The sequence below is a fragment of the Proteus sp. LHD240705 genome (genome assembly GCF_047921555.1).
GTDB lineage: Bacteria > Pseudomonadota > Gammaproteobacteria > Enterobacterales > Enterobacteriaceae > Proteus.
On the sequence record NZ_JBLRMI010000001.1, the window covers coordinates 226,885 to 252,395 of the forward strand.

At 36.3% G+C, this 25,511-nt stretch carries 25 protein-coding genes; 12 read left to right on the top strand and 13 right to left on the bottom strand.

Annotated features, from left to right (window positions below):
• Positions 1-99: 99 nt before the first annotated feature.
• A complete protein-coding gene (gene add / locus ACNART_RS01140; RefSeq protein WP_368926781.1) occupies positions 100-1,101 on the bottom strand; it encodes an adenosine deaminase in 1,002 nt (333 codons plus the stop codon).
• 668 nt (positions 1,102-1,769) lie between these two features.
• Between add and ACNART_RS01145 the strand changes: the two genes are divergently transcribed.
• Complete coding sequence (locus tag ACNART_RS01145; protein ID WP_198632705.1) at positions 1,770-2,738, top strand: VWA domain-containing protein; 969 nt, start codon at positions 1,770-1,772, stop codon at positions 2,736-2,738.
• A gap of 127 nt (positions 2,739-2,865) precedes the next feature.
• Here the strand turns inward: ACNART_RS01145 and ACNART_RS01150 are convergent, their stop codons facing one another.
• Complete coding sequence (locus tag ACNART_RS01150) at positions 2,866-4,551, bottom strand: YdgA family protein (RefSeq protein ID WP_198619546.1); 1,686 nt, start codon at positions 4,549-4,551, stop codon at positions 2,866-2,868.
• Between the two features lie 580 nt (positions 4,552-5,131).
• Between ACNART_RS01150 and fumC the strand changes: the two genes are divergently transcribed.
• Both fumC and ACNART_RS01160 read left to right on the top strand, forming a co-directional pair.
• A complete protein-coding gene (gene fumC / locus ACNART_RS01155; protein ID WP_198619545.1) occupies positions 5,132-6,529 on the top strand; it encodes a class II fumarate hydratase in 1,398 nt (465 codons plus the stop codon).
• A 75-nt stretch (positions 6,530-6,604) separates the two neighbouring features.
• Positions 6,605-6,964 (top strand): hypothetical protein, encoded by a 360-nt coding sequence (locus tag ACNART_RS01160; protein ID WP_109374004.1) that lies wholly within the window; start codon positions 6,605-6,607, stop codon positions 6,962-6,964.
• An 8-nt stretch (positions 6,965-6,972) separates the two neighbouring features.
• Here ACNART_RS01160 and tus read toward each other — a convergent pair whose 3' ends face one another.
• The 3 genes from tus to ACNART_RS01175 form a co-directional block, all read right to left on the bottom strand.
• Positions 6,973-7,902, bottom strand: coding sequence for a DNA replication terminus site-binding protein (tus, locus tag ACNART_RS01165; RefSeq protein WP_368926779.1), 930 nt, complete (start codon positions 7,900-7,902; stop codon positions 6,973-6,975).
• Between the two features lie 176 nt (positions 7,903-8,078).
• The gene (locus tag ACNART_RS01170; RefSeq protein WP_198619543.1) at positions 8,079-8,249 is read right to left on the bottom strand and encodes a hypothetical protein; all 171 of its coding nucleotides are present in this window, start codon (positions 8,247-8,249) and stop codon (positions 8,079-8,081) included.
• A 109-nt stretch (positions 8,250-8,358) separates the two neighbouring features.
• The gene (locus ACNART_RS01175) at positions 8,359-9,642 is read right to left on the bottom strand and encodes an MFS transporter (RefSeq protein ID WP_416303409.1); all 1,284 of its coding nucleotides are present in this window, start codon (positions 9,640-9,642) and stop codon (positions 8,359-8,361) included.
• 125 nt (positions 9,643-9,767) lie between these two features.
• Here ACNART_RS01175 and ACNART_RS01180 point away from each other — a divergent pair, with 125 nt between their 5' ends.
• The 3 genes from ACNART_RS01180 to bioD all read left to right on the top strand — a co-directional run bounded on the left by ACNART_RS01180 (position 9,768) and on the right by bioD (position 12,890).
• A complete protein-coding gene (locus tag ACNART_RS01180) occupies positions 9,768-10,682 on the top strand; it encodes a LysR family transcriptional regulator (protein WP_198619541.1) in 915 nt (304 codons plus the stop codon).
• A gap of 128 nt (positions 10,683-10,810) precedes the next feature.
• Positions 10,811-12,022, top strand: a complete 1,212-nt coding sequence (locus tag ACNART_RS01185) for an ROK family protein (RefSeq protein WP_409281703.1) — start codon at positions 10,811-10,813, stop codon at positions 12,020-12,022.
• A gap of 196 nt (positions 12,023-12,218) precedes the next feature.
• Positions 12,219-12,890, top strand: a complete 672-nt coding sequence (gene bioD / locus ACNART_RS01190) for a dethiobiotin synthase (protein ID WP_072068031.1) — start codon at positions 12,219-12,221, stop codon at positions 12,888-12,890.
• 278 nt (positions 12,891-13,168) lie between these two features.
• On the opposite strand, the gene ACNART_RS01195 is transcribed toward bioD, so the two are convergent.
• The 4 genes from ACNART_RS01195 to osmB all read right to left on the bottom strand — a co-directional run bounded on the left by ACNART_RS01195 (position 13,169) and on the right by osmB (position 15,142).
• On the bottom strand, positions 13,169-13,405 hold the full coding sequence (locus tag ACNART_RS01195; RefSeq protein WP_099075341.1) for a DUF1161 domain-containing protein: 237 nt from the start codon (positions 13,403-13,405) through the stop codon (positions 13,169-13,171).
• Between the two features lie 53 nt (positions 13,406-13,458).
• Positions 13,459-13,815, bottom strand: coding sequence for a DUF1283 family protein (locus ACNART_RS01200; RefSeq protein ID WP_088495660.1), 357 nt, complete (start codon positions 13,813-13,815; stop codon positions 13,459-13,461).
• 100 nt (positions 13,816-13,915) lie between these two features.
• Positions 13,916-14,665 (bottom strand): bifunctional NADP-dependent 3-hydroxy acid dehydrogenase/3-hydroxypropionate dehydrogenase YdfG, encoded by a 750-nt coding sequence (gene ydfG / locus ACNART_RS01205; protein ID WP_109374010.1) that lies wholly within the window; start codon positions 14,663-14,665, stop codon positions 13,916-13,918.
• A 255-nt stretch (positions 14,666-14,920) separates the two neighbouring features.
• A complete protein-coding gene (osmB, locus tag ACNART_RS01210; protein ID WP_109374011.1) occupies positions 14,921-15,142 on the bottom strand; it encodes an osmotically-inducible lipoprotein OsmB in 222 nt (73 codons plus the stop codon).
• 239 nt (positions 15,143-15,381) lie between these two features.
• Here osmB and tehA point away from each other — a divergent pair, with 239 nt between their 5' ends.
• Entirely contained in the window at positions 15,382-16,359 is a 978-nt protein-coding gene (gene tehA, locus ACNART_RS01215; protein ID WP_232797445.1) for a dicarboxylate transporter/tellurite-resistance protein TehA, read from the top strand.
• A 101-nt stretch (positions 16,360-16,460) separates the two neighbouring features.
• On the opposite strand, the gene ACNART_RS01220 is transcribed toward tehA, so the two are convergent.
• Positions 16,461-16,754, bottom strand: a complete 294-nt coding sequence (locus ACNART_RS01220; RefSeq protein WP_109374013.1) for a hypothetical protein — start codon at positions 16,752-16,754, stop codon at positions 16,461-16,463.
• An 814-nt stretch (positions 16,755-17,568) separates the two neighbouring features.
• On the opposite strand from ACNART_RS01220, the gene ACNART_RS01225 reads away from it, so the two are divergent.
• The 3 genes from ACNART_RS01225 to arsC all read left to right on the top strand — a co-directional run bounded on the left by ACNART_RS01225 (position 17,569) and on the right by arsC (position 19,703).
• Positions 17,569-17,904 (top strand): metalloregulator ArsR/SmtB family transcription factor, encoded by a 336-nt coding sequence (locus ACNART_RS01225; protein WP_109374015.1) that lies wholly within the window; start codon positions 17,569-17,571, stop codon positions 17,902-17,904.
• Positions 17,905-17,977: 73 nt separating this feature from the next.
• Positions 17,978-19,267, top strand: a complete 1,290-nt coding sequence (locus tag ACNART_RS01230; RefSeq protein WP_198619537.1) for an arsenic transporter — start codon at positions 17,978-17,980, stop codon at positions 19,265-19,267.
• 10 nt (positions 19,268-19,277) lie between these two features.
• Positions 19,278-19,703 carry a glutaredoxin-dependent arsenate reductase gene (arsC, locus tag ACNART_RS01235; protein WP_198619536.1) on the top strand — a complete coding sequence of 142 codons (426 nt, stop codon included), beginning with the start codon at positions 19,278-19,280 and terminating at the stop codon, positions 19,701-19,703.
• A gap of 174 nt (positions 19,704-19,877) precedes the next feature.
• Here arsC and ACNART_RS01240 read toward each other — a convergent pair whose 3' ends face one another.
• From ACNART_RS01240 to ACNART_RS01250, 3 genes are all read right to left on the bottom strand, one after another.
• On the bottom strand, positions 19,878-20,999 hold the full coding sequence (locus tag ACNART_RS01240) for a JmjC domain-containing protein (protein ID WP_416303410.1): 1,122 nt from the start codon (positions 20,997-20,999) through the stop codon (positions 19,878-19,880).
• 510 nt (positions 21,000-21,509) lie between these two features.
• Positions 21,510-21,773 carry a hypothetical protein gene (locus tag ACNART_RS01245; RefSeq protein ID WP_416303435.1) on the bottom strand — a complete coding sequence of 88 codons (264 nt, stop codon included), beginning with the start codon at positions 21,771-21,773 and terminating at the stop codon, positions 21,510-21,512.
• Between the two features lies 1 nt (position 21,774).
• On the bottom strand, positions 21,775-22,506 hold the full coding sequence (locus ACNART_RS01250; RefSeq protein WP_368926775.1) for an adenosine deaminase: 732 nt from the start codon (positions 22,504-22,506) through the stop codon (positions 21,775-21,777).
• Positions 22,507-22,642: 136 nt separating this feature from the next.
• Between ACNART_RS01250 and ACNART_RS01255 the strand changes: the two genes are divergently transcribed.
• A complete protein-coding gene (locus ACNART_RS01255) occupies positions 22,643-23,323 on the top strand; it encodes a Crp/Fnr family transcriptional regulator (protein ID WP_368926774.1) in 681 nt (226 codons plus the stop codon).
• A 278-nt stretch (positions 23,324-23,601) separates the two neighbouring features.
• Positions 23,602-25,470: an amidohydrolase gene (locus ACNART_RS01260; protein WP_368926772.1), complete on the top strand. Its 1,869-nt coding sequence runs from the start codon at positions 23,602-23,604 to the stop codon at positions 25,468-25,470.
• Positions 25,471-25,511 lie beyond the last annotated feature (41 nt).

Consider the following 25,511-nt stretch of genomic DNA (forward strand, 5'->3'; position numbering starts at 1 on the left):
TAATTCTAGCCTAAGAGCCATTAATCATTCCATCCATTTTCAATAAATATAAAAAACCACCTGATAAACAGGTGGTTTTAATCAAAAAGCGATCAAATATTAACGTGAGCTTACTTTCTTAATTAATGCGTCACGTTCTGCTTGGCTAATAAATGCCATTCTTAAGCCATTAATCTGTGTTTGGCGGATTTGCTCTGGCGTTAATCCAGCAGCAGGCGCCGCAACGGTATATTCGTGTTTTAGCTCAATACCCTCAACCGCAGGATCATCGGTATTAAGAGAGGCAATAATGCCATGCTCTAAAAATGTTTTTAAAGGATGCTCTGCTAACGAATTGATAGTACTAGTTTGAATATTTGACGTTAAGCAAGACTCAATACTAATTTGATGCTCGGCAAGGTAATCCATTAAGCGTGGATCTTCAATCGCTTTAACACCATGACCAATACGACTTGCACCCAATTCTTTAATGGCATGCCAGATACTTTCTGCACCCGCCGCTTCACCAGCATGAACCGTAATATTCCAGCCAGTATCACGAGCACGATTAAAATGAGGTTGGAATAAATGACCAGGAAAACCTAATTCATCACCGGCTAAATCAAGCGCTGTAATTTTATCTTGATGTTTTAGTAAGCCATTTAATTCTTGTTGGCAGGCGTTTTCACCAAAGGTACGGCTTAAAATACCGATTAAACGAATATCTACATCGTGTGATTGTCGTGCGCTTTGTACACCATCAACAATGGCTTCCACGACACCTTCAACCGGTAATTGATGTTTCATTGCCATATAATAAGGTGAGAATCGCAGCTCAGCGTAATCGATACCAGCATTAACCACATCTACTACGTTTTCATAAGCAACACGATGACATGCGTCTAAATCAGCTAAAACCGCCACACCCCAATCTAATTTTTGTAAAAAGCTAACAAGGCTTGGCTCATTTTTTGTAATTTGTACATGAGGGCGCAATGCTTCTAATTCATAAGCTGGTAGCGCAATATTATGTTGTTTTGCTAACTCTAAAATAGTTTGAGGGCGGATATTACCATCTAAATGGCGATGTAAATCGGTTAAAGGCAACTGTGTGTCAATCACGCGTTATTTTCCTTTTAATAGAAATAATGAAAATCTATCGTTTATAGTGATTTTCTTATAATCGGGTAAATATAAATGAGTTGCAGATAATTATGACTGATTTTTATTTTATTCACTAATAAATAAACTTAAATTGGCTATTTTTAAAACTGAAAATGCAGTTTTTTCTCAATTTTAAGTTAAAAAATAAAAAATGGTAAAAAGACGTGTTTATTTATTAGCTACAATATTCAATATAATTGACGTGTATTATCAGGTTAATTGATACATTAAAAATTAAGTTTAAAAATATTTATCATTATAATTGAAATGTCTTATCAGTTATTTTGATAGGTTTGAAAGGGGGAAGTGAGTAAAAAATAACTGAAATATCATTTTGTTATGGTTTGCTTTAATAGGTGGCTTGTTTGTCACGGGTTAAAGCAATTGAATAAAGAATGAAAAGATTATTTTTATAAAAATAACAAAGTTTGTTTTTTCTTGAATTTATTTATATACATAAAATAGAACTAAAAAATAAAATATCTCTTTTATTAAATAAGGGATAAAGAATAGGGAATTAACGCCATAATAGATTGCTGTTAAATAAATATATTCAACTGAATGTAATTATTTCCACAATGATTTTTTAATAGAAACCTAATTATTTTAAATTAAGGCATATAAATATGAATGAGAATTCTGATTTCAGTTTTGAAAAGAAAAATGATAATATACAACACCAATTAATGTCCAAAATACTTCCGCCTTCATCCGCAAATAATCTTAGTTATGGCTCACAAGTCGTTACGGGTGATGGCACGATTGCGTTAGATTTAGTTGTCGTGATTGATACCAGTGGTTCTATGTCTGATGAGTCGTCAGATTTAAGTAAAGATATTGATATTGCAATACAAAAAGCACTGGAAAATTGCCCATCAAAACTTCGGGTGACTTTTTTAGGTATTGAAGGTACATGGGATGATACTAAATTTGATCAATCAGCTAGTGACTATTTAAAAGCGCTAGGCGTACCTGAAAGTCGCTTACAGGCAAGAAAGCCTTTTAAAGAGGCTGATGGGCGTGATCATGCGGGTAATAAAGAAGATTTATGTCGTGCAGTGATTGATTTAAGTAAGCATTTTGATTGGCGTGATGGTGCTCGTCGTGCTGTTTTTGTTTTGGGTGATGAAGGTATGGAAGGTGGCGGAGGTATATTGACCAACGCGGCAAAGATAAAAAATGACGAAGCGATTGCTGTTGCCCAACAAGAAAAAGTCAAAGTATATACCTACCAAGGAACGCCAGACGATAGTGCAACGAACCTCGATCGTTTCCCAAGTGTGGCTGATAGAGATCGCGTAACAAAAGAGTATATACGTTTAGCGGAGCAAACAGGGGGACGCTCGTATATTTACACCACAGGCATTGCGAATTTCTCTTTAGTATTACAAGAAATTCTCTGTGATAGTTTGACACTACCGAACATTCCTAAGCCGAATGAAAAAACATCTAGCTGTAGTCAGGTCTGCGCACAATTCACGTCTATTATGTCAACAGTAAATACGCTTGCTGGAATAGTTAATAAAGCCATTGATTCTTGTTGCAAAGAGGAATGGAATAATCACCATGTTCTGGTTAAAGATCGCGATTGTTAATTAAAATACGATGCTAAAAAAACACCCCATTATGTTATTCACAAATGGGGTGTTTATTTATTTTTTACCAGCTTATTGTTTTAACAGATGATTGTTTTAACAACGTACCGTTCTAACAAAAAGTTAATTATTGAGCTTGTGCTGGTTGCTCAGGAATTAAGATTTCTTGTTCTTCGATAATAGCTGGATCTTCAGTGATTTCTTCTTGATAACCTTCTTCTGAATAATCAGAATCATCGTAATCATAAGATGATGCACCCATACCGAATAACATTGCTGCTAAACCTAACATTTGAGGAGCTTGGGTCACTTCCATAAATTCATCAAAAGTATAAGTTTTACCATTCATGGTAAATTTATCAGCAGCATAGTTCAGTTTCATGTTTAATGCGTTACCATCTTGAGCCAGTAACATCAGAGGTAATGCATCTTTCTCGTCTTGAGAAATTTGGTTGATATTTTGCTGTAGCTCAGTTTTTAACTGTTCAATATCAGCCGCTGTTGTTGCTTCGATCTCTTTTTTATCTTCATCTGTTAATGCGGTTTCTTGGTAACGAGCCGCATCAAGATATTGAGTGGTGTTACGGAATTCAGCTAACATTGGAAGAGATAAATCAACATTGAAATCAATGTTTTTAAACAGATAGTTAAATAACTCTGCTGGTGATTTCTCTTGGCTTTCTAATACTTTAACGTTAAAAGCATTTAAGTCTAAGTTAAAGGCTAACTTACTTGCACCGCTTTTATTTGTTAAAGAGGCTTCATCGATACGGAAAACTAAGCCTTTTTCCAGAACATCACGAACGGCTTGTTCAACCATTTCTGAACTATCGAAATGATTTTTATTCCACGGTAACAATGAGTTGTTATAAACTTTGGTTAATAACAACATAGCATCTGGATCAGCTTTATCAATTGAATAGCCAAATTTACCTGCACCAAATTCGAATCCTGCAACATTTAGTGACTTAAAGTAATAAGTTTGAGAGATGTTAAAGAGCTTATCTTTGATATCACTTTTGGTTGTCAGAGAAAAATCTTTCAGCGAGAAATCAGACGCTTTGTCTTTACTGGTATGTGCAATTTCAGCAAAACTTAATAACTGCTCATTAAATAAGTATTGATCGTTATTAACTTTTGTTCCTGCAACAGAACCCGCGATATTTTTAATTGTGAAAGTTTCTTCACCTTCTTTAGTCACAACAACTTGGTCACCTTTAACTTTGGTTGTGAAGTTTGTTGCATCTTTATCTGATGAGAATTCAACCGTTAGAGGCGTCGTTTTAACGGTGTCACCATTTTCAGTAAAATCGATAGGATTTAGTTTCGCTTCACCTGAAACTCCACCATCGAATGCTAAAGAAGTATGGATATCAAAAATAGATTTCTCTTTAGTCAGTTTGAATAATTCTTTCGTTGTATCATTGTTGACTAACGTATTATTCATTGCTGCTAATTTGGGTGCTAAATTAAACTTAGCCAGATCAGAAAGAGGGAATGGACCATGATCAATATCGGTAGTGAAGATAACTTCTTCTACTTTTTTCTCTTGGTCTGCATCACTAGCATCTTTTGAAATCACGACAGCAAAGTCTGCATTAGAGGTAAAAACCCCTTTCTTATAGTCACGAATTTCAAGTTTAACATCAGCGCCAAATTGTGCATTTTTAGCAAGTTGCGCTAATTGGACATTAGCTAGTTTCGTTTCTTCCTGTAAGCGACTTTCAATTTTGCTGCCCATGTACCACGACGCACCAGTCCAAACAACACCCAGTGCGACGATAACACCAACAGCGACAAGCGATTTCTTCATAATTCTAGTCCATCCTCTGTGTACATCCGGCGATGTACGTTATAAAGGCTGTTTTGTAACCCTTAAACAACCCGATAAATTGGTGATAAATTTTACTAAATTTAAATATAGATAATCCACATATGTACATCGCCATCTATATTAACCGTAAATATAGATTTAGTGGAATAAAATCGCAATCAGAACTTACTTAGTTACTCGCTAACATAATGAGTTTAAAGCAAAATGAATATGATTTATAAGGTAAATAAAATAAGCATTAAAAACATCTTTTTTTACTCTTTTTTCAATTTAGACAATATTTAATTGTGATGTAATTCTATTTATGATGAATAATAAAGGCTCATAATAAGTATGGATATAAATATGAAAGCTTAAATAATAATGTTGGCAATGAAATAAGGTCGCCAACCGTATTTTTCTAAAAAAATCAACAGATTTCATTCTGTTATAAATTTCATAAGCTCGCTTTAGCTCTCATATTTATTATTCTGTTTATGGCATGATACTGGTATCCGAGTTATTTACTAGAAAGTGATTCGGAATTAATCAATTATTCTGTGTACTTAAGGAGATTGAAATGGCAGCCACTCGCATTGAAAAAGACTCAATGGGGCAAATCGAAGTACCTGCTGACCAGTTATGGGGAGCTCAAACGCAGCGTTCTCTTGAACACTTCCGTATTTCAGTTGAAAAAATGCCTGTTGCACTTATCCATGCGCTTGCTATCACGAAGAAAGCAGCCGCTGGTGTTAACATGGATTTAGGTTTATTACCAAAAGAGCGCGCTGATGCAATTATCGCCGCAGCAGATGAAGTGCTTGCAGGTAAACACCCAACTGAATTCCCATTAGCAATCTGGCAGACCGGTTCTGGCACTCAATCAAACATGAATATGAATGAAGTGTTAGCTAACCGTGGTAGTGAGATACTTGGTGGTATCCGTGGCATGGAACGCAAAATCCATCCGAATGATGATGTTAACAAAAGTCAAAGTTCAAATGATGTGTTCCCAACTGCCATGCATGTCGCTGCTGTTATTGCATTACGTCAGGATTTACTGCCAGAATTAAAATCACTGCTGAAAGTATTCAAAGAGAAAGCAGAAGCTTTCCATGATATCGTTAAAATTGGTCGTACTCACCTGCAAGATGCGACACCACTGACATTAGGTCAAGAGATCTCTGGTTGGGCTGCTATGCTTGAGCACAGCATCAAACATATCAATGATTCCGTTCCTCATGTTTGTGAATTAGCGCTCGGTGGTACAGCAGTGGGTACGGGGTTAAATACCCATCCAGAATATGCTGTTCGCGTTGCTAAGCGTATCGCTGAATTATCTGGCCAGCCTTTTGTAACGGCTCCTAATAAATTTGAAGCATTAGCAACTTGTGATGCATTAGTTCATTCACACGGTGCATTGAAAGGTTTAGCTGCATCATTAATGAAGATTGCTAACGACGTGCGTTGGTTAGCTTCTGGCCCTCGTTGTGGTATTGGCGAAATCGCTATCCCTGAAAACGAACCAGGTAGTTCAATCATGCCAGGTAAAGTTAACCCAACACAATGTGAAGCATTAACAATGTTATGTGCTCAAGTTATGGGTAATGACGTTGCTATTAATATTGGTGGCGCATCAGGTAACTTTGAACTGAACGTTTATCGCCCAATGATCATTGATAACTTCTTACAATCAGTCCGTTTATTGGCTGATGGTATGCGTAGTTTCAATGAGCACTGTGCAATTGGTATTGAGCCAAACCGTGAACGTATTAATAAACTACTGCATGAATCATTGATGCTAGTTACTGCGTTAAATACTCATATCGGTTACGATAAAGCCGCTGAAATTGCTAAGAAAGCGCATAAAGAAGGCTTAACGCTAAAAGAATCTGCATTGAAACTGAACTATCTGACATCGGAAGAATTCGATAGCTGGGTACGTCCAGAAGATATGGTTGGTAGCATGAAAAAATAAGTGTTAGATACACTTATTTAACCGATATTAAATCCCGCTATAATGGCGGGATTTTTACATCTTATAGGAAAAATAATGACTGAAGAAATTACGTTTACTGCGACAGAAGTTAATTGCTATGTCGAAGATGATGTCACCATTATCGGAATAGGGGATGATGCTGTTTCTCCTGATCATTTCATTATTCTTTCAAGATTTGATGAAGAAGATGAAGATATAGATAACTCAATTGGTTTAATGACCCATTTATCTGATATTGAAGCCATTAATACGCTCGAAAAAATTACCCTTGATCGAAAAAATATTATCCTTGCATTAAAAAACAATGTGGTGATAACAATCCATTTAGATATTGAAGACAATCATTTTGTTCAGCTTAATGATTATCTTCAGCAAATCCTTCAAGGAAGCTCAATTAAACTTATTGAAAAATAAGATATTCTCTATTTTTCAATATACAAATGCATTCTTGGAATAATTAATTGCAGCTTTTTAGCTTTAGGGCGATGGCGAATTTGAATGTTATCGGCATCATAATCAGGAAGTTCGCCTATAACGGGTTTAAAGTTGCTCTCTTTATCAATATAGAAAGCTAATAAAGGCAAAGGACACGCATATTGCACTTGTTTTTGAAGTTCTGAATACCAAACCCGCGCAATAGGTTGCACTTTGACAGGACGCTTTATTTTTAATTTTGTATTTTCAGGTAATTGAGAAAGAGTGATGATCTCTTTATCCAGACGTTCAGCCCATTGTTCACTGGTATAAGGGGGGACTGCACGATTGGCTTCGCGACTTTTCTCTAATTGAGTCAAAACATCGTTACGCGTTAAATTCTTAATAATATTCTTATTCGCCCAACCAAAACGCACTGTATCTGGATCAGACAATAGGGTGAGGGTACGATAAGCATTGAGCGTAATTAAGCCTTTTAGTTGATTATGGACGAAATCAAAACGCTCTTCCTTCGATATACCAGACTCTTTAGTAACAATATCGGAAAGCTGTTTTTTTAATAAATTAATTTGCTCAACTTGTTTTTTTACAGACTTAAATGTTTGATTATCTGTACTAAAGCAAAGCACTCCGGGTAAACGAATAGCGCGCTTACTACTAATGTGCGGTGCATTGTCATAAATAAAAAGATTCGCCATTAGCTTTAAAGTGAGATCTCTAGCTTCCTCATTATAGCAAGGTGACACCGTAACGCGAACAACCTCATCATGTTCCTCTTCTTTACTCACTTCAGGTAATTCAAATACTGCTGATGGTAATAAAGTTAAATTTTTCAACACATCAGTTAGTTTTTTAATTTCAATTTCTAATTGCTGAAAACAGAGATTGAATTGCTCAATTAAATCATATCGATTCATCTTAACATCCTTATTTAGTTACAACATACAACTAGCCTTTGTTTAAAACAATACATTAGCTTCAGTGAAAAGTACATCGCCTAACAGCGATAAATTCCAAAAACACGATACACTGTTTATTTATACAGTATATCGTGAAAAGGGCATATTTGGATGATATTTTTCCTAAAAAGGGATTATTTGATGGTTTTTAAATCAAAGTTAGTTTGTTTTTCATTCGACTGTATTAACGTTCCATCAATAACATTGCAATCTGGTTTTGTTGGTGGGCACCGTTCTGTAAATGCATTTGTAATAGATGTAAAAAAGAGAAATAGCAGGGTAATAGATAGTTTTATAATAGCCATAATCGTAATCCCTTCTTAAAGAATAAGTTTATACCTTAAGAAGGGAGTGCAAAATCGACAACATTAAACCGCGTTAACCTGCTTTTGCACTTTGTTAATTATCAATAAATTACTGGGCAACTTTGTTTAAGTGTAATGCTATTAATAAGGCTGTTAACATTAAAAGGGCAATAAATAACCCTACACCAAGCCAGCCAAAACTCACCCAGAATAATCCGCCCACTGTGCCTGCAAGGCTAGATCCCGCATAGTAAGTAAAAAGATAAAGTGAAGAGGCTTGGGCTCTTCCTCGTTTAGCGCGACGACCAACCCAACTACTTGCGACTGCATGTGCAGCAAAGAAACCTGTCGTTAAGATAAGCATCCCAATAAAGATAACGGGCAGTGATTCAATCAAAGTAATCAATATGCCAATTAACATCATTGAAATTCCAGCAATAAAGACTTTACCTAAACCGTATTTAGTGGTTAATAAGCCAGCTTTGGATGCGCTATAAGTACCACTTAAATAGACGATAGAAATCAGACCCACAGTAGTTTGACTTAATGAATAGGGTGCGTCTAATAAACGATAGCCGATATAGTTAAATAAAGTAACAAAACCACCCATTAATAAACCACCTTCAATAAATAACAAAGGCAGCCCTTTATCTCTAAAATGCAATTTAGTCGCTATAAGAAGATTGCGAGGTTTTAATACTGTCGGCCTAAAGTGCTGTGAAGCTGGTAATATCTTCCAGAAAGTAATTGCAGCAAAAAGGGCAAAAATACCGAGAATAACAACGGATAAACGCCAAGAATAATAATCACTTAGTACCCCTGTAATAACGCGCCCGCTCATTCCTCCAATAGAGTTTCCGCTAATATATAAACCCATTGATAATGCGAGATAAGCAGGGTGAATTTCTTCACTTAAATACGTCATTGCTACTGCTGCAACGCCACTTAATGAAAGTCCAACTAAAGCTCGCGTAATTAAAATACCTGTCCAGCTATTCATTGTCGCACTTAATAATGTAAAAAATGCGGCGCAAAACAGTGCGATAACCATGACATTCTTACGACCAAAGGCGTCTGAAAGTGGGCCAGTGATTAATAATCCACATGCCATTAAAGCGGTTGAAAGTGAGAGAGCTAAACTACTGGTTGCTGGGCTGACGGAAAATTCGTTAGATAACACCGGTAATATGGGTTGCACAAAATAGAGTAAGGCGAATGTCGCTAAACCGACCATAAAAAATGACACTGTCACTTTTATATACAGTGCATCATCACGTTGAATATAGTGTTTAGGGTTAGATTGGTGTTGAGCAGGCTTTTCTATACTTGGTGTATTGTCTGAAATATCAGTGCCTAAGCTCATACTTTTACTGTCTATTTCGTGAGTATCCATATTGATTAAACTTCCATTACTTAAATTTGATTTATGTCAATGTTAGAAATATTTGATTTTTTTGTCTAATATATTAATCATTAGAAATAAGACTTTTAAAGTATCAATGGCGACATGAGAGAAATATGAATATTGAACTTAGACATTTACGTTACTTTATTGCTGTTGCAGAAGAGCTTCACTTTGGTAAAGCAGCAGAAAGATTGAATATTTCTCAACCTCCTTTAAGCCAACAAATACAAGCACTTGAAGGTGAAATAGGCGCTAGACTTTTAGAGCGAACAAACCGTTCTGTTTCGTTAACACCCGCAGGACAAATGTTTTTAAAAGAGTCGTATCAAATTATGGCGCAGGTCAACGCAGCCGCAACGCGCGCCGCTAGAATGGAAAAAGGTGAATTAGGTGAAATTTCAATTGGTTTTACCTCAACAACGCCTTTTATGCATTTAGTCACCTTGAGTTTGCGACAGTTTAGAGAAAACTATCCAGAAGTCGGTATTCATATGCATCAAATGAATACAAAACAACAGATATCGCCGTTACTAACGGGGCGTATTGATCTAGGGATCATGCGAAACACAACATTACCCGAAAATTTGCACCACCAGCTATTGTTTCGTGAGCCTTTTATATTAGCGGTTTATGAAGGGCATCCACTGCTTGCTTACAAAGAAACGGGGGTCAATATTCAAGATATTGGGCAATATCCTTTTGTTTTCTTTGAGAGAGATGTTGGTACGGCACTTTATGATGAGATTATTCAGTTACTTAGTCTGTCAGGAATTACGCCAACTATTGCACAAGAAGCGGGTGAAGCCATGACAATTTTAGGGCTAGTTGCAGCAGGACTTGGTATTTCTATTGTGACAAAATCATTTACGCGAATGAAAGTTGATGGAGTGCACTATCTACACTTTGCAAATTCTCAAGCGTTCTCTGAAGTTTGGTTAGTTTCACATAATAAACGAACTATTCCTGCTGCGGCGAATCGATTAACGCAATTGCTGTTAAAAAATATCTTAGATCACCAAAAATCTTGATTTATCTGTGTTTTTGATCACGCTTTTTATGTAAGTATTGTACAATTATTACAAATTGACGACATAATCGGTAATGAATTATTTGGAGCCTCGAATTAATTATGGCTCTTTAATTAAGGATGCATTCAATGGGGAACCAACCTAGCCACATCGATCACGTAAAACAATTTAATCTTGGCACAGTCTTTCGCTTGATTGATGAACATGGTCCCATTTCTCGTATTTCATTGTCGAAAAAGGCAGAGCTTGCGCCAGCAAGTATTACTAAGATCACGCGAGAATTAGTTGAAGCGCATCTTATTCATGAAACGGAATTCCCAGATGTGGGATTTCGAGGCAGGCCTGCTGTCGGATTAAAATTAGAAAGCCAAGGCTGGCAATTTCTCTGTATTCGCGTCAATAAAGGCAGTTTACTTTTTAGTTTAAGAGAATTAGATAGCAAACTGGTTACTGAAGATACATTCGATTTCCCCAAAGAATACAGCGATGATTTTCTTAATCATTTTTTAGCTGCAATTGATAAATTCTTCGAGCGTTATCAATCTCATGTTGAAAGATTGACGGCAATTAGCATTACAATGAATGCTATTGTTGATCCTATTAGTGGTGTTATTTATAGCTCACCTTATTATGATATTAAAGACATTCCACTTGCCGATAAAATCCATGAAAAAACAGGTGTTTCTGTATTTTTACAACATAGCGTAACTGCATGGACAATGGCCGAATCTTTATATGGTGCGGCAAAAAACAATTCAGACGTTCTGCAAATTGTTATCGATGACATTGTTGGTGCTGGCGTAATAAACAATGGAAAAACATTACATTCTAACAGCCATAGCGCCGTCGAAATTGGACATACTAAAGTTATCGATTCTCAAAATAGCTGTTATTGCGGGGCAAAAGGGTGTTTAGAAACAGAAATTGCTATTCCTCAATTAATTAAGAAAGCCCAATTATTAGCTCAAGAAGATCCCACTTCGTTGCTAAACAAATATCCTATAACTGTGGAGACATTGTGTGATGCGATATTAGTTGGCGATAAACCCGCGCTTGAAATTGTAAATTTAGTCGCTCAGCGATTAGGTTTTATTTTGGCTGTTATGATCAATATCTTTAATCCGCAAAAAATATTAATTGGTTCGCCGCTATGTCGCGCTAAATCAGTGCTCTTTCCTTTGATGCTGAATCATATTCAAGATCACGTCATGCCTCGTTATGCAAAGTCACTCATTATTGAAGAAACAGAGTTAAGAAATAAAGGCACATTGCCAGCTGCATCTTTAGTGAAAGAAGCGCTGTACAACGGTTCTTTGTTAATTGAATTGATGCAAGGCTAAATTAAGCTAAATAAAACGTAACAAAACTGTTTTGTATGCGTAAATGCGTCAATTGATCATTAACGAATTCTCTATTTTTGAGCAATTAACTAAAAAATTGAGCTACCTCAAGCCACCAGAAACAGTGTTACCCTAAACTCTAATCTCTGTCATTTTTTATGAACCTGATTTATCTGTCATAACGGAAGTAAATTATATGTTAACACGCTTTTTTGTTACGGGGACAGATACCAACGTGGGTAAAACTGTTGTAACCCGAGCACTTCTTCAGTCATTAAATCGTGGCGGGTCAACGGCAGTAGGTTATAAGCCTATTGCAACAGAATTACATGAAACGGCTGATGGTGAACGTAATCGTGACGCTATGATTATTCATAATTCATCACCAGTTGAAGTTCGCTACGACGAAATTAATCCTATTTTGCTTGATAATTGTTATGTTAGCGAAAATGAAATCGATTTTAATAAAATTTCAAATGAGCTCGACAATTTAAGTAAAAAAGCAGAGTGTGTTGTTATCGAAGGTAATGGTGGTTGGCGTTATCTGCTTGATGATAATACTTTTTATTCTGATTGGGTGGTGAAAGAACAAATCCCAGTTGTTTTGGTTGTTGGTATTCAACCAGGCTGTGTCAATCACTCAATATTAACAGCGCAATCTATTATCAATGATGGTTTGAAATTAGTAGGTTGGGTTGCGAACAGAATAAATCCAGGATTACCTTATTACGCGAAAATTGTGGAAAGGCTGTCTCAGCATATTCCTGCACCGCTGATTGGTGAAATCCCGTATTTGTTACGTCCTGAAGAACGTGATCTCTCTTGTTACCTCGATTTAAGTCAGTTGGAAATCGCTGTACCTGCTTAAGAGAGAATATAAATAAGTAACGAAGTGGATTGCTATCTGTTTTTAAACGATACCAAACTTGTTACTTTTAAATGCCTGATGAGTAAATTCATTGGGTGTTTTTGTTTTTTCTGATTTAGTCGCAAACATACTAATGATAAAAATAGCACATAAAATTAAGACTAAATAAGATAGAGCGGATCAGATAAATCAGAAGAGTAGTCATTGATTAACAGTGGAAAGGAAAAGGGCGCTAACATTGCGCCCTTTTTTAACACAAGATTTTATCAACTTATAGATTAATGACGAGTATAGATGATTTTCTTGCTGTCATTTTCGCAAGTTCCAACAACTTTACCTTCTGTTTGTGCAACTTGGTCGTTTTCAACGACAGTTAAAGTAAAGTTAGCGGCTGGCACACCATTATTAACGATTTTTTGTTGAATAGACTCAACGACTTCATCACAACCCGCATTTGCGGCTAAAGGTGCAAATGCAACCAGTGTGGCCATTACTGCAAATACATATTTTTTCATTTCAATCACTCCTTGTTTTACAAAGCAAAACATCACTGTTTTACACGATTTTCTTATGGGTTAACAGGGCGACCCGTATTACTGTCTAAACAACGACGAGTTTCAGGCTCCCAATAAGCGTAGACGTTTGCACTTTTCAGACAAGCATCCCGCTCATCAATGGCTTTATCTACTTTATTAAATTCAATTTTTTCTCGCTGATTGACTTGGGTACGTAGCTCACGCTTTTGATCCCAATCCTCTTTCATTTGTCGAGCTTGTTCTTTATCTAAGACATTATCATAGCCATCACCATTAATGGTTACATTAGTGGAAGCGGCAACAGAAGAAAAAGAAGACACTGATAAACCAAGAAATAAGGAGAACACCATTGTTCTGATAACTTGTTTCTTAGTGAGTGTGTTGATCATGGTTGCTATCCTCTAAAGTTATGTCGCTATTACTGTCAATGACTATTATATCTTAATAATTATAGCTGATGCTTTAATAAAATATGAGTTTTCAGTGCGTTTAGCTCTGACGATGAACACTTAAGCCAGCAAATGATTGGCTAACAGGCATCATTTCTAGGGTATTGATATTCACATGAGCAGGTAATGTTGCTGTCCAATATACCGCTTCTGCCACATCTTCAGGTGTTAACGCATTTGCATTAGCATAAGTTTGCTCAACTTTATTACTATCACCTTTAAAACGAACTAATGAGAACTCTGTACCACCAACAAGTCCTGGTTCAATATCGGTCACACGAACTTTTTTACCTTGGAGATCAGCACGTAATCCTAAACTAAATTGTTTAACAAATGCTTTAGTGGCGCCATAAACATTACCGCCCATATAAGGCCAAGAAGCTGCTGTTGAGCTGATATTAATAACATGACCTTTGTTTCTTTCTACCATAAAAGGAAGAATAGCGCGGGTGACATGAACCAGACCTTTATTATTTGTCTCGATCATCGTATCCCAGTCATCAAGGTTGGCTTTATCGGCGGTATTTAAACCTAGGGCTAATCCTGCATTATTGACTAACACATCAATTTCGCGCCATTTTTCAGGTAATTGAGTGTAAATCTCACTGACTGCTTTTTTATCTGTCACATCTAACTGTAATGGATAAAATTGTTCACCTAGCTCTTTATGCAAGTTATTCAGTTTATCCAAACGACGGGCTGTACCAATAACTTTGTGTCCGTGGCTGATAAAATGACGAGCAATGGCTTCACCAAAACCAGCAGAAGCACCCGTGATAAAAATAATCATTTAATTACCCTCGATAGTTATAATAATTGAAAGTAAAAGGCTATCACTAGAAAGAGTCAAGTTTAAAAGTAGGGTTTGTGATAAATCAGGCTAAAAACAAGATCCTTTTCTTATATGAAAGATTTTTATCTTTAATAATAAGTAAGATTTTTGTTTTCAACTGTAAGATAAGAGGGATTAGATATAGCAATTAACAATGCTGAGACTGGGCTTATTGAGCAACAAACCCAGCCTAGCTGAATAAGACAATATCAGTTATTTTTTACCAACTTGATGACCAATAACGCCACCTAAGACGCCACCACCAATAGTACCCAATGCGCTACCATCAGTTAAAATAGCACCACCGATAGCACCTGCACCGGCTCCAATTGCTGTATTACGGTCGCGTTTTGTCATGCTAGAACAACCCGCAAGTGAAAAAAGCAGAACAGAAGCGACACACAGTGTTCCAACCTTTTTTAACGTGATATTCATTTTTATAAACTCCGAAATAAAGGGCAATATAAAGATATCGTTATCGTATTTATACGAGCATCAGAATATTCGGGAACATAAGGGGAGAAAACTCTTAAAGTGAGTCATAATTCATAACTTATATTTTAAATGCGCTTTATCAAAATAATTTTTATTATCTATATTATTATTCTATGTTCAGAAGAAAAGCATCAATGCACTATGTCATTTATATGAGTTAAGATAACAGCATGATATTAATGAATAAATTTAAGATACTGTCTTCACAATTTGCATCGGGCTATTTTGGTGTAGTACTGGGGATGATAGGTACGGGTATGGCATGGCGCTATGCGGCTAAAGAGCATAACTATCCAGCTTATATTGGTGAAATATTTATTAGTGTGGGTTGTTTAGTTTGGCTAACACTGACGTTATTTCTATTGGGCAAATGGTTATTTCATCGACACGCTATTCTTGATGAAGTTAAACATCCCGTTGCCAGTGGATTTACCAGTTTATTTCCCGCAACAACAGTTTTAGTATCGATAGGTTTAAGTCCTTATTCACCGTTATTTTCTCTTGTATTATTTAGCCTCGGTGCGATTGCTCAGTTAGCGTATTCCAGTTGGCTGATTGGTTATCAATGGAAGGGTGAATATCCTAAAATGGCAACCACACCTGCATTATATTTACCGACAGTGGCGAATAACTTTATCTGTGCTATGGCATGTGGTGCATTTGGATTTAATGATTTGGGTATTCTATTTTTTGGCGCTGGCGTATTTTCTTGGTTAAGTTTAGAACCTGCTATTTTAAACAGAATACGTAGTGAAGGGTTAATGGATGAGAAGTCACGGCTCTCATTTGGTATTCAATTAGCTCCTGCTTTAGTTGCCTGTAGTGCATATTTGGCTATCAATGATAATCATATCGACTTCTTCGCTAAAATGTTATTAGGCTATGGCCTATTACAACTTTTATTTATGGTGAGATTAATCCCTTGGTTTGTTAAACAGTCATTTTCATTACCATTTTGGAGTTTTTCCTTTGGTGTCTCTGCGTTAGCAAAAGCATCATTAAATATGAGTATGGCATCTAATAGCCGTTTTATGCAGTTATTATCAACGGCACTATTTATCTTTGCTAATTTAATTATCTTACTACTGATTTGGCATTCATTATTATGGGTTTTTAGAGGGCTAAAAAAATTATGTTGTCCATCTAAAGTATTTTAATAACCATAGAAAAAGAGAGCCTAAACAAGATCCTTTAGGCTCTTTTTATTTTAAGTCGAAAGATAGTTCAATAAAATATTAAAATACTTTAATAGGTAGAATTAAATTCTAATTGGTTTTCTACTTAAAATAGCCACGGTATTACCGATAAACATGGCTGAGTAATATAAAGGAACATAAATCAAACCTAAAGCAACCATCATAATACCAATCGATAACATTAATGCGACAGTGCTATCTGGTGATGTTAACTCTAAAAATCCTTTATCTAATCCAGTTAGAAATACCTTTTCTTGTAACCTTGCATATAACCATGATGCACCAACAAGAACGGCACCGAACCAAAAACTTAGCCAACATAATGCCGAAGTAAAAGACATCATATTATTTTTCATGATTTATTTTCCTTGTCAAATATAAAGCACACAATGAGTTATGATATTTTTTATAAAGATAAGCTCTTAGATTATATCGATAAATAAAAATAGATAAATACATATATGGGTAAGATGGCTAAATTAATATATAAAGAGTGCAAAGTTATTAATTGATTATTTGCTTATGATTTTTTATTACATACATCCACACATAAAGAAATATCGCGAATAATAATCACCTTTTAGGATAATTAGAGATGATTATTAAATAAGGCATCTAAACGTTGATCATCCTGTTTTGAAAAGCGAAGAAGTTCCCAATTATTCACTAACAGCGATGAAAAGAAAACTCATTAACTTTGTTTTCTATGCTTTTTAATTTGATAGACAAAATATCCTATTGCTAACGGTATGACTAATGGAATTAACACCATTATATATAATACACCGCCGCCTTTGGCTCCTCCGCCATTAATATACTCATCGAAAATGTGCTTTGAAAAATAATGAAGAAATATGTCGTCGCTGCATTTTTTAGCGAATGGAAGTAAGGGGATACAGATACAGCTATATGCCGTCTTTAAGTGCCATTTCAGCCATATAAGGAAAAATTAAAGTATTAGTGCATTCTCACCCCATTGGTTATTAAGTCAAGAGAAGTATCTCATCAATAAGGTGAATCGATTCGCTTAACTTTGTTTCATTTGATATAAGTCAACAGGGTATGCTTCCTGTGTGGAAAGGTGATTGCAAAAGTAATCATTAAAACACATATGATTTGACAGATATATTTTGCAAGTGTAATTTAGCTAATCTAAAGAGAGGAGCAAATATGGAACCATTGCAATTATTTAAGGTATTAAGTGATCAAACAAGGCTAGATATTGTGTTGCTACTTAAAGCATCTGGCGAGTTGTGTGTTTGTGACATCTATACAGCCCTAAACTTATCCCAGCCGAAGACTTCTCGCCACTTAGCTATGTTGCGGGAAAGTGGGATATTGCTTGATTCTAAACATGGAAAATGGGTTCATTATCGTTTATCTCCCACATTATTACCGTGGGTGAAAAATATTATTGAAATCACCTACGCGACAGAGAAAAATAAAATAGCAGATTTGCTTAGAACTATTGAAAAGAAAGGAGCGGTTAGTTGCTGCTCTGAATAAAATTTTTTAATTTTATATATATGAAAAAACAGATATGAAAAACTAGAAGATAAGTCTTCTGAAAGAGGTTTTTATGTTTATTGCAGTATTAATATTTGTCCTAACAATCACTTTTGTTATTTGGCAACCTAAAGGTTTAGGTATCGGCTGGAGTGCAACCGCGGGTGCACTAGTTGCACTACTGTTAGGTGTCATTCATCTTCAAGATATTCCTGTAGTTTGGAATATCGTCTGGAATGCAACTGCCACATTTGTTGCTGTTATTATTATCAGTCTGATTTTGGATGAAAGTGGCTTTTTTGAATGGGCAGCACTTCATGTTGCAAAATGGGGCGGTGGTAAGGGTCGTCTTTTATTTAGCTATATTATCCTGCTAGGTGCATCCGTTGCTGCACTGTTTGCCAACGATGGCGCTGCACTTATTTTAACACCCATTGTGATTGCAATGTTGCTCGCTCTTGGATTTAGTAAAGGCACAACATTGGCTTTTGTTATGGCGGCAGGATTTATTGCAGATACCGCAAGTTTGCCTTTAATTGTTTCAAATTTAGTCAATATCGTCTCTGCTGATTTCTTTAATATCGGATTTACGGAATATGCCTCAGTGATGGTTCCGGTTGATATTGCCGCTATTATCGCGACATTAATTATGTTGCATTGGTTTTTCCGCAAAGATATTCCTCAGCAATATGACACCTCTAAATTAGCGATGCCTGCGACAGCGATTAAAGATGTGAAAACATTTAGAGCAGGTTGGTTGGTATTGCTTCTTTTATTGCTTGGTTTTTTCATACTGGAACCGTTGGGTATTCCGATTAGTGCCATTGCAGCTGTTGGTGCCGTAATTTTGTGGTTTGTCGCGGCACAAGGAAAGGCGATTAATACTCGAAAAGTTTTACGAGAAGCACCTTGGCAAATCGTGATTTTCTCCCTTGGTATGTACCTTGTTGTTTATGGATTACGCAATGAGGGTTTGACTCATTATCTATCAGAAGTACTCAACACATTGGCAGAAAAAGGAATATGGGAAGCGACATTAGGAACAGGGTTTATTACCGCATTTTTATCTTCAATTATGAACAATATGCCAACTGTTCTTGTAGGTGCTTTATCTATTGAAGGTAGCAATGCGACGGGTTTAATTAAAGAAGCGATGATTTATGCCAATGTCATTGGTGCAGATCTCGGTCCAAAAATTACACCAATAGGAAGTTTAGCAACTTTATTGTGGCTACATGTATTATCACAAAAAAATATGACCATTACATGGGGCTATTATTTCAAAACGGGCATTATTATGACTATCCCAGTGCTGACAGTAACATTAATTGCTTTAGTACTTAGACTTACGTTAATAAATTGATGGTGACATTATGAGCAATATTACAATCTATCATAATCCAAATTGTGGTACTTCTCGCAATACGCTTGAAATGATCCGAAATAGTGGAATAGAGCCTGAAATTATCCATTATCTAGACACACCACCATCTAAACAGATTTTAGAAAAAATCATTGCTGATATGAATATTTCAGTTCGAGCATTATTACGAAAGAATGTTGAACCTTATGATAAATTAGGTCTTGGTCATATTGATGCTACTGATGAGCAACTTATTGATTATATGCTGCAATATCCAATATTAATCAATAGACCTATTGTTGTGACACCATTAGGAACTCGGTTATGCCGCCCTTCAGAAGTCGTTTTGGATATTCTTCCAAAAGCACAGAAAGGTGCCTTTTCAAAAGAAGATGGACAAAATGTTGTCGATGAAAAAGGGAATAGGCTGATATAAAAGAGTCTATTAACTATTTTTACGGTATTTTACAGTAATAGAAGCCTCGTTAAGACGAGGTTTTCTTATGGCAATTAAGAAGCCAACACCATCTGATTTGAGAAAGAAGGAGGGCGGAAATGACAAAATAAAACACCCGCAAGCAGGTGTTTTATCATATTCAGCAAATATCGCTTATTCTTCGAAGTACCAATATCCTTGATTGATAAATTCGGTTAATTCCGCAACAAAGGCTGGGTTCTTCAATGCTTCACCAAGTCGATCTGCTCCAACTTCTGTAAACTGGCATAATGCATCTGCTCCCTTCGTTTCTTTGGTGGCCCAAGCTTCTGTATTCACAAAGAAATTTTCTCCGATGCGTAGAACGCGCAGTCCGCTTAATCGGATCAGTTTTTCACCGTCATTCAACGCATTCAGTACTTCTTCTGGCTGATAAGGTGGTTCTGAAGGTGCAATATCTAGTTCATGACGCGGTGTAGTTGCAAAACGGCCTAACCACTGTTCAAAATCACCGGGCTTGTTGATCATCTCAATCATCATGGCGCGCAGGCGTTCAACTTCATGAGCTTCCATTATTCCTGCATTGTCGCGTACTGTCAGGTTTGGATCGCCATAATTGATCCCACCCAGATCTTGTTCTAGTGCATAGTCTGCAAAGCTACTCAGCAAATCACGGCCATTTGGTCCACGAAAGCCGACAGAATAATTCATGGTATCTTCAAAGGTGAAGCCATCGTGAGGGAATCCAGGCGGGATATATAAAATATCTCCTGGTGCCATTTCCACATCAATAATTGGCTCAAACGGATCAACATGCAGTAATGCGGGATGAGGGCAGAACTGGCGCATTGGCAGGGCATCACCCACACGCCAGCGACGACGTCCCATCCCTTGAATGATAAAAACATGATAGTTATCAATATGTGGTCCGACACCACCTCCCGGCACTGAATAGGAGATCATCAGGTCGTCAAGACGCCATTCAGGCAACACTCGAAATGGTTTCACCAGTTCAGCTGCTGGCATATGCCAATGGTTGACAGCTTGAACTAGCAGTGACCATCCTTCTTCGCCTAATTCGCTGAAGTCTTCAAACGGACCGTGACTTGCTTCCCATTTGTTGCCAGTGAGGCTAACAAGGCGGCTGTCGATTTCTGGTTCCATTGCAAGACCAGCCAGTTCATCTGGTGTGATAGGATCAACAAAATCAGGAAATGCGTTTTTCAGTACAACAGGTTTTTTTTGCCAGTATTTTTCTAAAAATTCAGGCCAGTTAAGATTCAGTTTGTTAACCATGTGACCACATCTGTATCAATGAGTAAGTTGGTAATTATAGAAGTAATGCATTGTGATATTTTTGTTTGGCGTCAAATGGTAGTTAATAACTGTCAGGGGAATGTTTGTAGCTTTGAAGAAAAAACAAAACTATATTCAAGCTTTAGAAAAAGCATTGGTAAATAAGTGTTAAGTTAAGAATCAACCAACATCATCAACCAGCCAAAAACAGAGATTTCAATGCCTATCCGTATTTGGACACCAAAGTTCGCATAATGTATATTATGTTAAATTGAATTCAATGTATAAACTCAGACTTTGTGAACCTTATTAATACCCCCACATAATGGCCAATTTCGTATCAAACCTTCTCCTTACCTTTTTACATTAAAATACTGAGCAAATATTTTATAGCCTTTTTCGCTGATGGTGACTTCCCTGTATCCTTGATGTTTTATTAACCACCCTTGTAATAGAAAGAACACCTTAAAAATAAAAGTGTTCTTTCTTATGATTATGATGCGTGAATTGCTATTTTGCGTAAAAGCCGTTTAGCTTATCCATTAGTTTTTCACGAACGTTATTGGAAATAAAACTGGCATTAAGAGCATCGATATTACATTGCTGAAAGTCTTTTTCGCTCCAACCAAAAACATCATGCAATAACTGATACTCTTTATTTAATGAAGTATTGGCAACCGTTCGCGCATCGGTATTAATATTTAATTTAACACCCTGCTTTTTTAGCTGATTAACTGGGTGTTGGTCTATTTGCTCATATATATTGCAGATAATATTACAAGCTTGGACAAACTTCTAATAATATATTCTGAGATCTAAGCCTGTTAATTACTTCACTATCTTCAATACTTCTTACACCATGACCAATTCGAGTAACTTGCAATTTATCCAATGTTTCAGTAACGCTTTCAGCGCCTTTCGCTTCCCCTGCATGAGCAATTAAATTACCTCCTGCTTTTTTAACATAATCAAAAGCAGCAATATGATTATCTAAAGGGAAACGTGCTTCGTCAGCGGCTAAATCAAGGGCAACCACGCCTTTATGAAGGTATTCCACAACCAATTTAGCGGTTTCCTGACTCTCTAATACACCAAAATGACGTAGTGTGCATAAAATTAATCCAGCTTTAATATCATATTTTTGAGATGCTTCATTCATTGCAGAAATAACAACTTCAACGACTTCTTTATCTGTTAAGCCTTGTTTTGTGTGTAATAACGGGGCAAAACGTATCTCAGCGTAAATAACATTGTCTGCTTTCAACTGATAAAACAGATCGTCAACAGCCAGTGTAATTGCAGATTTTGTCTGCAAAATATCAATTTGTGGTGTGACTTTACTTAAAAAATCGCCCAAATCAAAACAAGGTTTATGAGCAACAAATTGCTGATTAAACTCGTCAATGCTTATTGTTGGATCTAGCTGTTTAATATAAAAATAGCTTAAACAGGTATCTAAATGCACATGAAGCTCAACTTTAGGTAATAAACTAGGATTAAATGTCATCAATATAGGCTCTAAATATTAGGAATATCATGATAGTAATAAGCTCTACCAGCCTAAAAAAGGACATATGTCATTTTTTGAAAAGTATGCTATTTTCGATAATAAATTGGATCTTCATTACGAAAGGAAAATAAAAGTGAAAATAGTTAATGATGAACAAAAACGTAACGCTTTTATTTTAATGCATCAACTCGATACTTATTTATCTAATGCGTTGTTATCTTCTATGCGATTAATGGAAGTGAAAAAAGGAGAATACTTAATAACGCAAAATAGCCAAGCAACACATTTATACTGCTTAGTGGAAGGAAAATTACAGATTGAACGCTACGAAATAAATGGTGAGCATGTGGTTTTTTCTTTTGAACAAGCTTTCTGTGTTATTGGCGATTTAGAGCTTTTCTCAGCCAAAGATGAAATGGTGTTTAGTACTGTACAAGCCTTAGTACCTTCTTATTTATTAGCGTTACCACTTTCTATTGTCAGACAAAAAGCATTACAAGATGCAAATTTTTTGACCTTTATTTGCCAACAATTAAGCCAAAAACTTTATCAATCATCGTTAAAACACTCTCAATCCCCCTATTCTTCAGAATTTAAATTACGCCGATATTTATTTTTTAAAACTCAGCAAGAAGGACTCTCTTTTCAATTAGAAAAAAGAGATCCATTAGCGGCAATGCTTGGGATCTCAACCAGACAATTAAACCGCGCTTTAGCACATTTAGTGAGTATTAAAGCGATTACATTAAAGAACAAATCGATAACGGTATTAAATTGTGAATGCTTATCCTACATTGATAATTCAAATGAATAGGTTTTAAATAATAGATATTCAATTAAATATCAACTAATTACCTCATCTCTATCTTGTTCATTTTTTTTGATCCCTTAAAGCAAATGTTTTAAATGGTAATGAAATAAACTTGAGCTACAATTTAATAAACCTGCTGGAATAAACATAAAAAAACTTACTTTCATATCTTTAATTCATTTTAAAAAGAAATAGTTATCTGTATTGCTAATAAAGCGCGGTACGCTCACACCTTTTATTTAATAAAGGGTTAATTCCTTTTAAATAGGAAATCAAAAATCATGAATAAAACTTTCGCGACTGAAATATTTATCAATGGTGAGATCCATACTCTTGATAGAGAAAATCCTATCGCTCAAGCGATAGCCGTCTATCAAGGTAAATTTCTTTTTATTGGCTCAAATGATGAAGCGATGCAGTTTCAAAATGCAGAAACAAAAATCATTGATCTAAAAAAACACATTATTATTCCTGGGCTTAATGACTCGCATCTTCACCTTATTCGCGGTGGATTAAATTATAACCTTGAATTACGGTGGGAAGGCGTACCTTCGCTTTCTATTGCTCTTGAGATGTTAAAGGCACAAGCACAAGTGACACCGTCACCGCAATGGGTGCGTGTTGTTGGTGGTTGGAGCGAATTTCAATTTGCAGAGCGCCGTATGCCAACGCTAGATGAAATAAATGCGGTTTCTCCTGATACGCCAGTTTTTGTATTACACCTCTATGACAGTGCATTGCTAAACAAAGCCGCTTTACGTGCGATTGGTTATACCAAAGAGACACCCAATCCACCGGGAGGCGAAATTCAGCGTGATGAACATGGCAACCCTACTGGATTGTTGATAGCAAAACCCAACGCTATGTTGCTCTATTCTGCATTAGCAAAAGGCCCTAAATTACCCCTTGAATATCAAGTGAATTCAACTCGTCAATTTATGAGAGAACTCAACCGCCTTGGTGTAACTAGCGCTATTGATGCGGGTGGTGGTTTTCAAAATTATCCTGAAGATTATCAAGTCGTTGATGAGCTTGCCAAGAATAATCAATTAACTATTCGTATTGCTTATAATTTATTTACCCAAAGACCAAAACAAGAATTTGAAGATTTCCAACAATGGACATCAATGGTATCACCTGGTGATGGCAGTGATTTTTATCGTCATAACGGTGCGGGTGAAATGTTAGTTTTTTCTGCGGCTGATTTTGAGGACTTCTTACAGCCAAGACCTGATCTTCCTGAAAATATGGAAGCTGAATTAGAAAAAGTGATCCGTCATTTAGTCGAACATCGCTGGCCATTTCGTTTACATGCCACTTATAACGAATCTATTAGTCGTATGTTAGATGTCTTTGAAAAAGTAAATAAAGACATTCCTTTCGATGGATTACATTGGTTTTTTGATCATGCTGAAACCATCAGTGAGAAAAATATTGAACGCGTTAAAGCGCTTGGCGGTGGATTAGCAATTCAACATCGTATGGCATTCCAAGGCGAATATTTTGCACAACGTTATGGTACAAAAGCACTGAAACAAACACCGCCTATCGCCAAAATGCTAAATGCAGAAGTGCCTGTGGGATTAGGTACAGATGCAACCCGTGTAGCTAGTTACAATCCGTGGACAGCGCTTTATTGGTTAGTTTCTGGGCGTACTGTGGGTGGTCTGCAAATGTATGACGGCGATAATCGTTTAGAAAGAGATACAGCGCTTATGTTATGGACGATGGGGAGTTCATGGTTCTCCAATGAACAAGGTAAAAAAGGTCAAATTAAAGCAGGTCAACTTGCCGATTTTATCGCCCTTTCTGCTGATTATTTTCGAGTGCCAGAAAACGAGATCAAAGCAATTGAATCACTTTTAACGGTAGTGGATGGAAAAATTGTATATGCAAATGGTGATTTTTCATCATTAACACCACCGTCTATTCCCGTATTACCAGATTGGTCGCCTGTGATCAAAGTGCCAGGTCATTATTCTTATTTACAACAAGAGACAAAAACAGCGGTATTAAATCAGTTACATCAATGCTGTGGTGCCTGCCATGTTCATGGGCATCAACATGATATCGCTCGCCAATCATCCATTCCTATTTCAGATGATAATACATTTTGGGGCGCTTTAGGCTGTTCTTGTTTTGCATTCTAATTTTTATGATAACGATGGTCGGTAATTTATTTACCGGCCAT

Bases quoted from the DNA above. Each gene is read 5' to 3' on its own strand.
- ACNART_RS01145 (WP_198632705.1), top strand. From the start codon at position 1,770: ATGAATGAGAATTCTGATTTCAGTTTTGAAAAGAAAAATGATAATATA.
- ACNART_RS01150 (WP_198619546.1), bottom strand. From the start codon at position 4,551: ATGAAGAAATCGCTTGTCGCTGTTGGTGTTATCGTCGCACTGGGTGTT.
- fumC (WP_198619545.1), top strand. From the start codon at position 5,132: ATGGCAGCCACTCGCATTGAAAAAGACTCAATGGGGCAAATCGAAGTA.
- ACNART_RS01160 (WP_109374004.1), top strand. From the start codon at position 6,605: ATGACTGAAGAAATTACGTTTACTGCGACAGAAGTTAATTGCTATGTC.
- tus (WP_368926779.1), bottom strand. From the start codon at position 7,902: ATGAATCGATATGATTTAATTGAGCAATTCAATCTCTGTTTTCAGCAA.
- ACNART_RS01170 (WP_198619543.1), bottom strand. From the start codon at position 8,249: ATGGCTATTATAAAACTATCTATTACCCTGCTATTTCTCTTTTTTACA.
- ACNART_RS01175 (WP_416303409.1), bottom strand. From the start codon at position 9,642: ATGGATACTCACGAAATAGACAGTAAAAGTATGAGCTTAGGCACTGAT.
- ACNART_RS01180 (WP_198619541.1), top strand. From the start codon at position 9,768: ATGAATATTGAACTTAGACATTTACGTTACTTTATTGCTGTTGCAGAA.
- ACNART_RS01185 (WP_409281703.1), top strand. From the start codon at position 10,811: ATGGGGAACCAACCTAGCCACATCGATCACGTAAAACAATTTAATCTT.
- bioD (WP_072068031.1), top strand. From the start codon at position 12,219: ATGTTAACACGCTTTTTTGTTACGGGGACAGATACCAACGTGGGTAAA.
- ACNART_RS01195 (WP_099075341.1), bottom strand. From the start codon at position 13,405: ATGAAAAAATATGTATTTGCAGTAATGGCCACACTGGTTGCATTTGCA.
- ACNART_RS01200 (WP_088495660.1), bottom strand. From the start codon at position 13,815: ATGATCAACACACTCACTAAGAAACAAGTTATCAGAACAATGGTGTTC.
- ydfG (WP_109374010.1), bottom strand. From the start codon at position 14,665: ATGATTATTTTTATCACGGGTGCTTCTGCTGGTTTTGGTGAAGCCATT.
- osmB (WP_109374011.1), bottom strand. From the start codon at position 15,142: ATGAATATCACGTTAAAAAAGGTTGGAACACTGTGTGTCGCTTCTGTT.
- tehA (WP_232797445.1), top strand. From the start codon at position 15,382: ATGAATAAATTTAAGATACTGTCTTCACAATTTGCATCGGGCTATTTT.
- ACNART_RS01220 (WP_109374013.1), bottom strand. From the start codon at position 16,754: ATGAAAAATAATATGATGTCTTTTACTTCGGCATTATGTTGGCTAAGT.
- ACNART_RS01225 (WP_109374015.1), top strand. From the start codon at position 17,569: ATGGAACCATTGCAATTATTTAAGGTATTAAGTGATCAAACAAGGCTA.
- ACNART_RS01230 (WP_198619537.1), top strand. From the start codon at position 17,978: ATGTTTATTGCAGTATTAATATTTGTCCTAACAATCACTTTTGTTATT.
- arsC (WP_198619536.1), top strand. From the start codon at position 19,278: ATGAGCAATATTACAATCTATCATAATCCAAATTGTGGTACTTCTCGC.
- ACNART_RS01240 (WP_416303410.1), bottom strand. From the start codon at position 20,999: ATGGTTAACAAACTGAATCTTAACTGGCCTGAATTTTTAGAAAAATAC.
- ACNART_RS01250 (WP_368926775.1), bottom strand. From the start codon at position 22,506: ATGACATTTAATCCTAGTTTATTACCTAAAGTTGAGCTTCATGTGCAT.
- ACNART_RS01260 (WP_368926772.1), top strand. From the start codon at position 23,602: ATGAATAAAACTTTCGCGACTGAAATATTTATCAATGGTGAGATCCAT.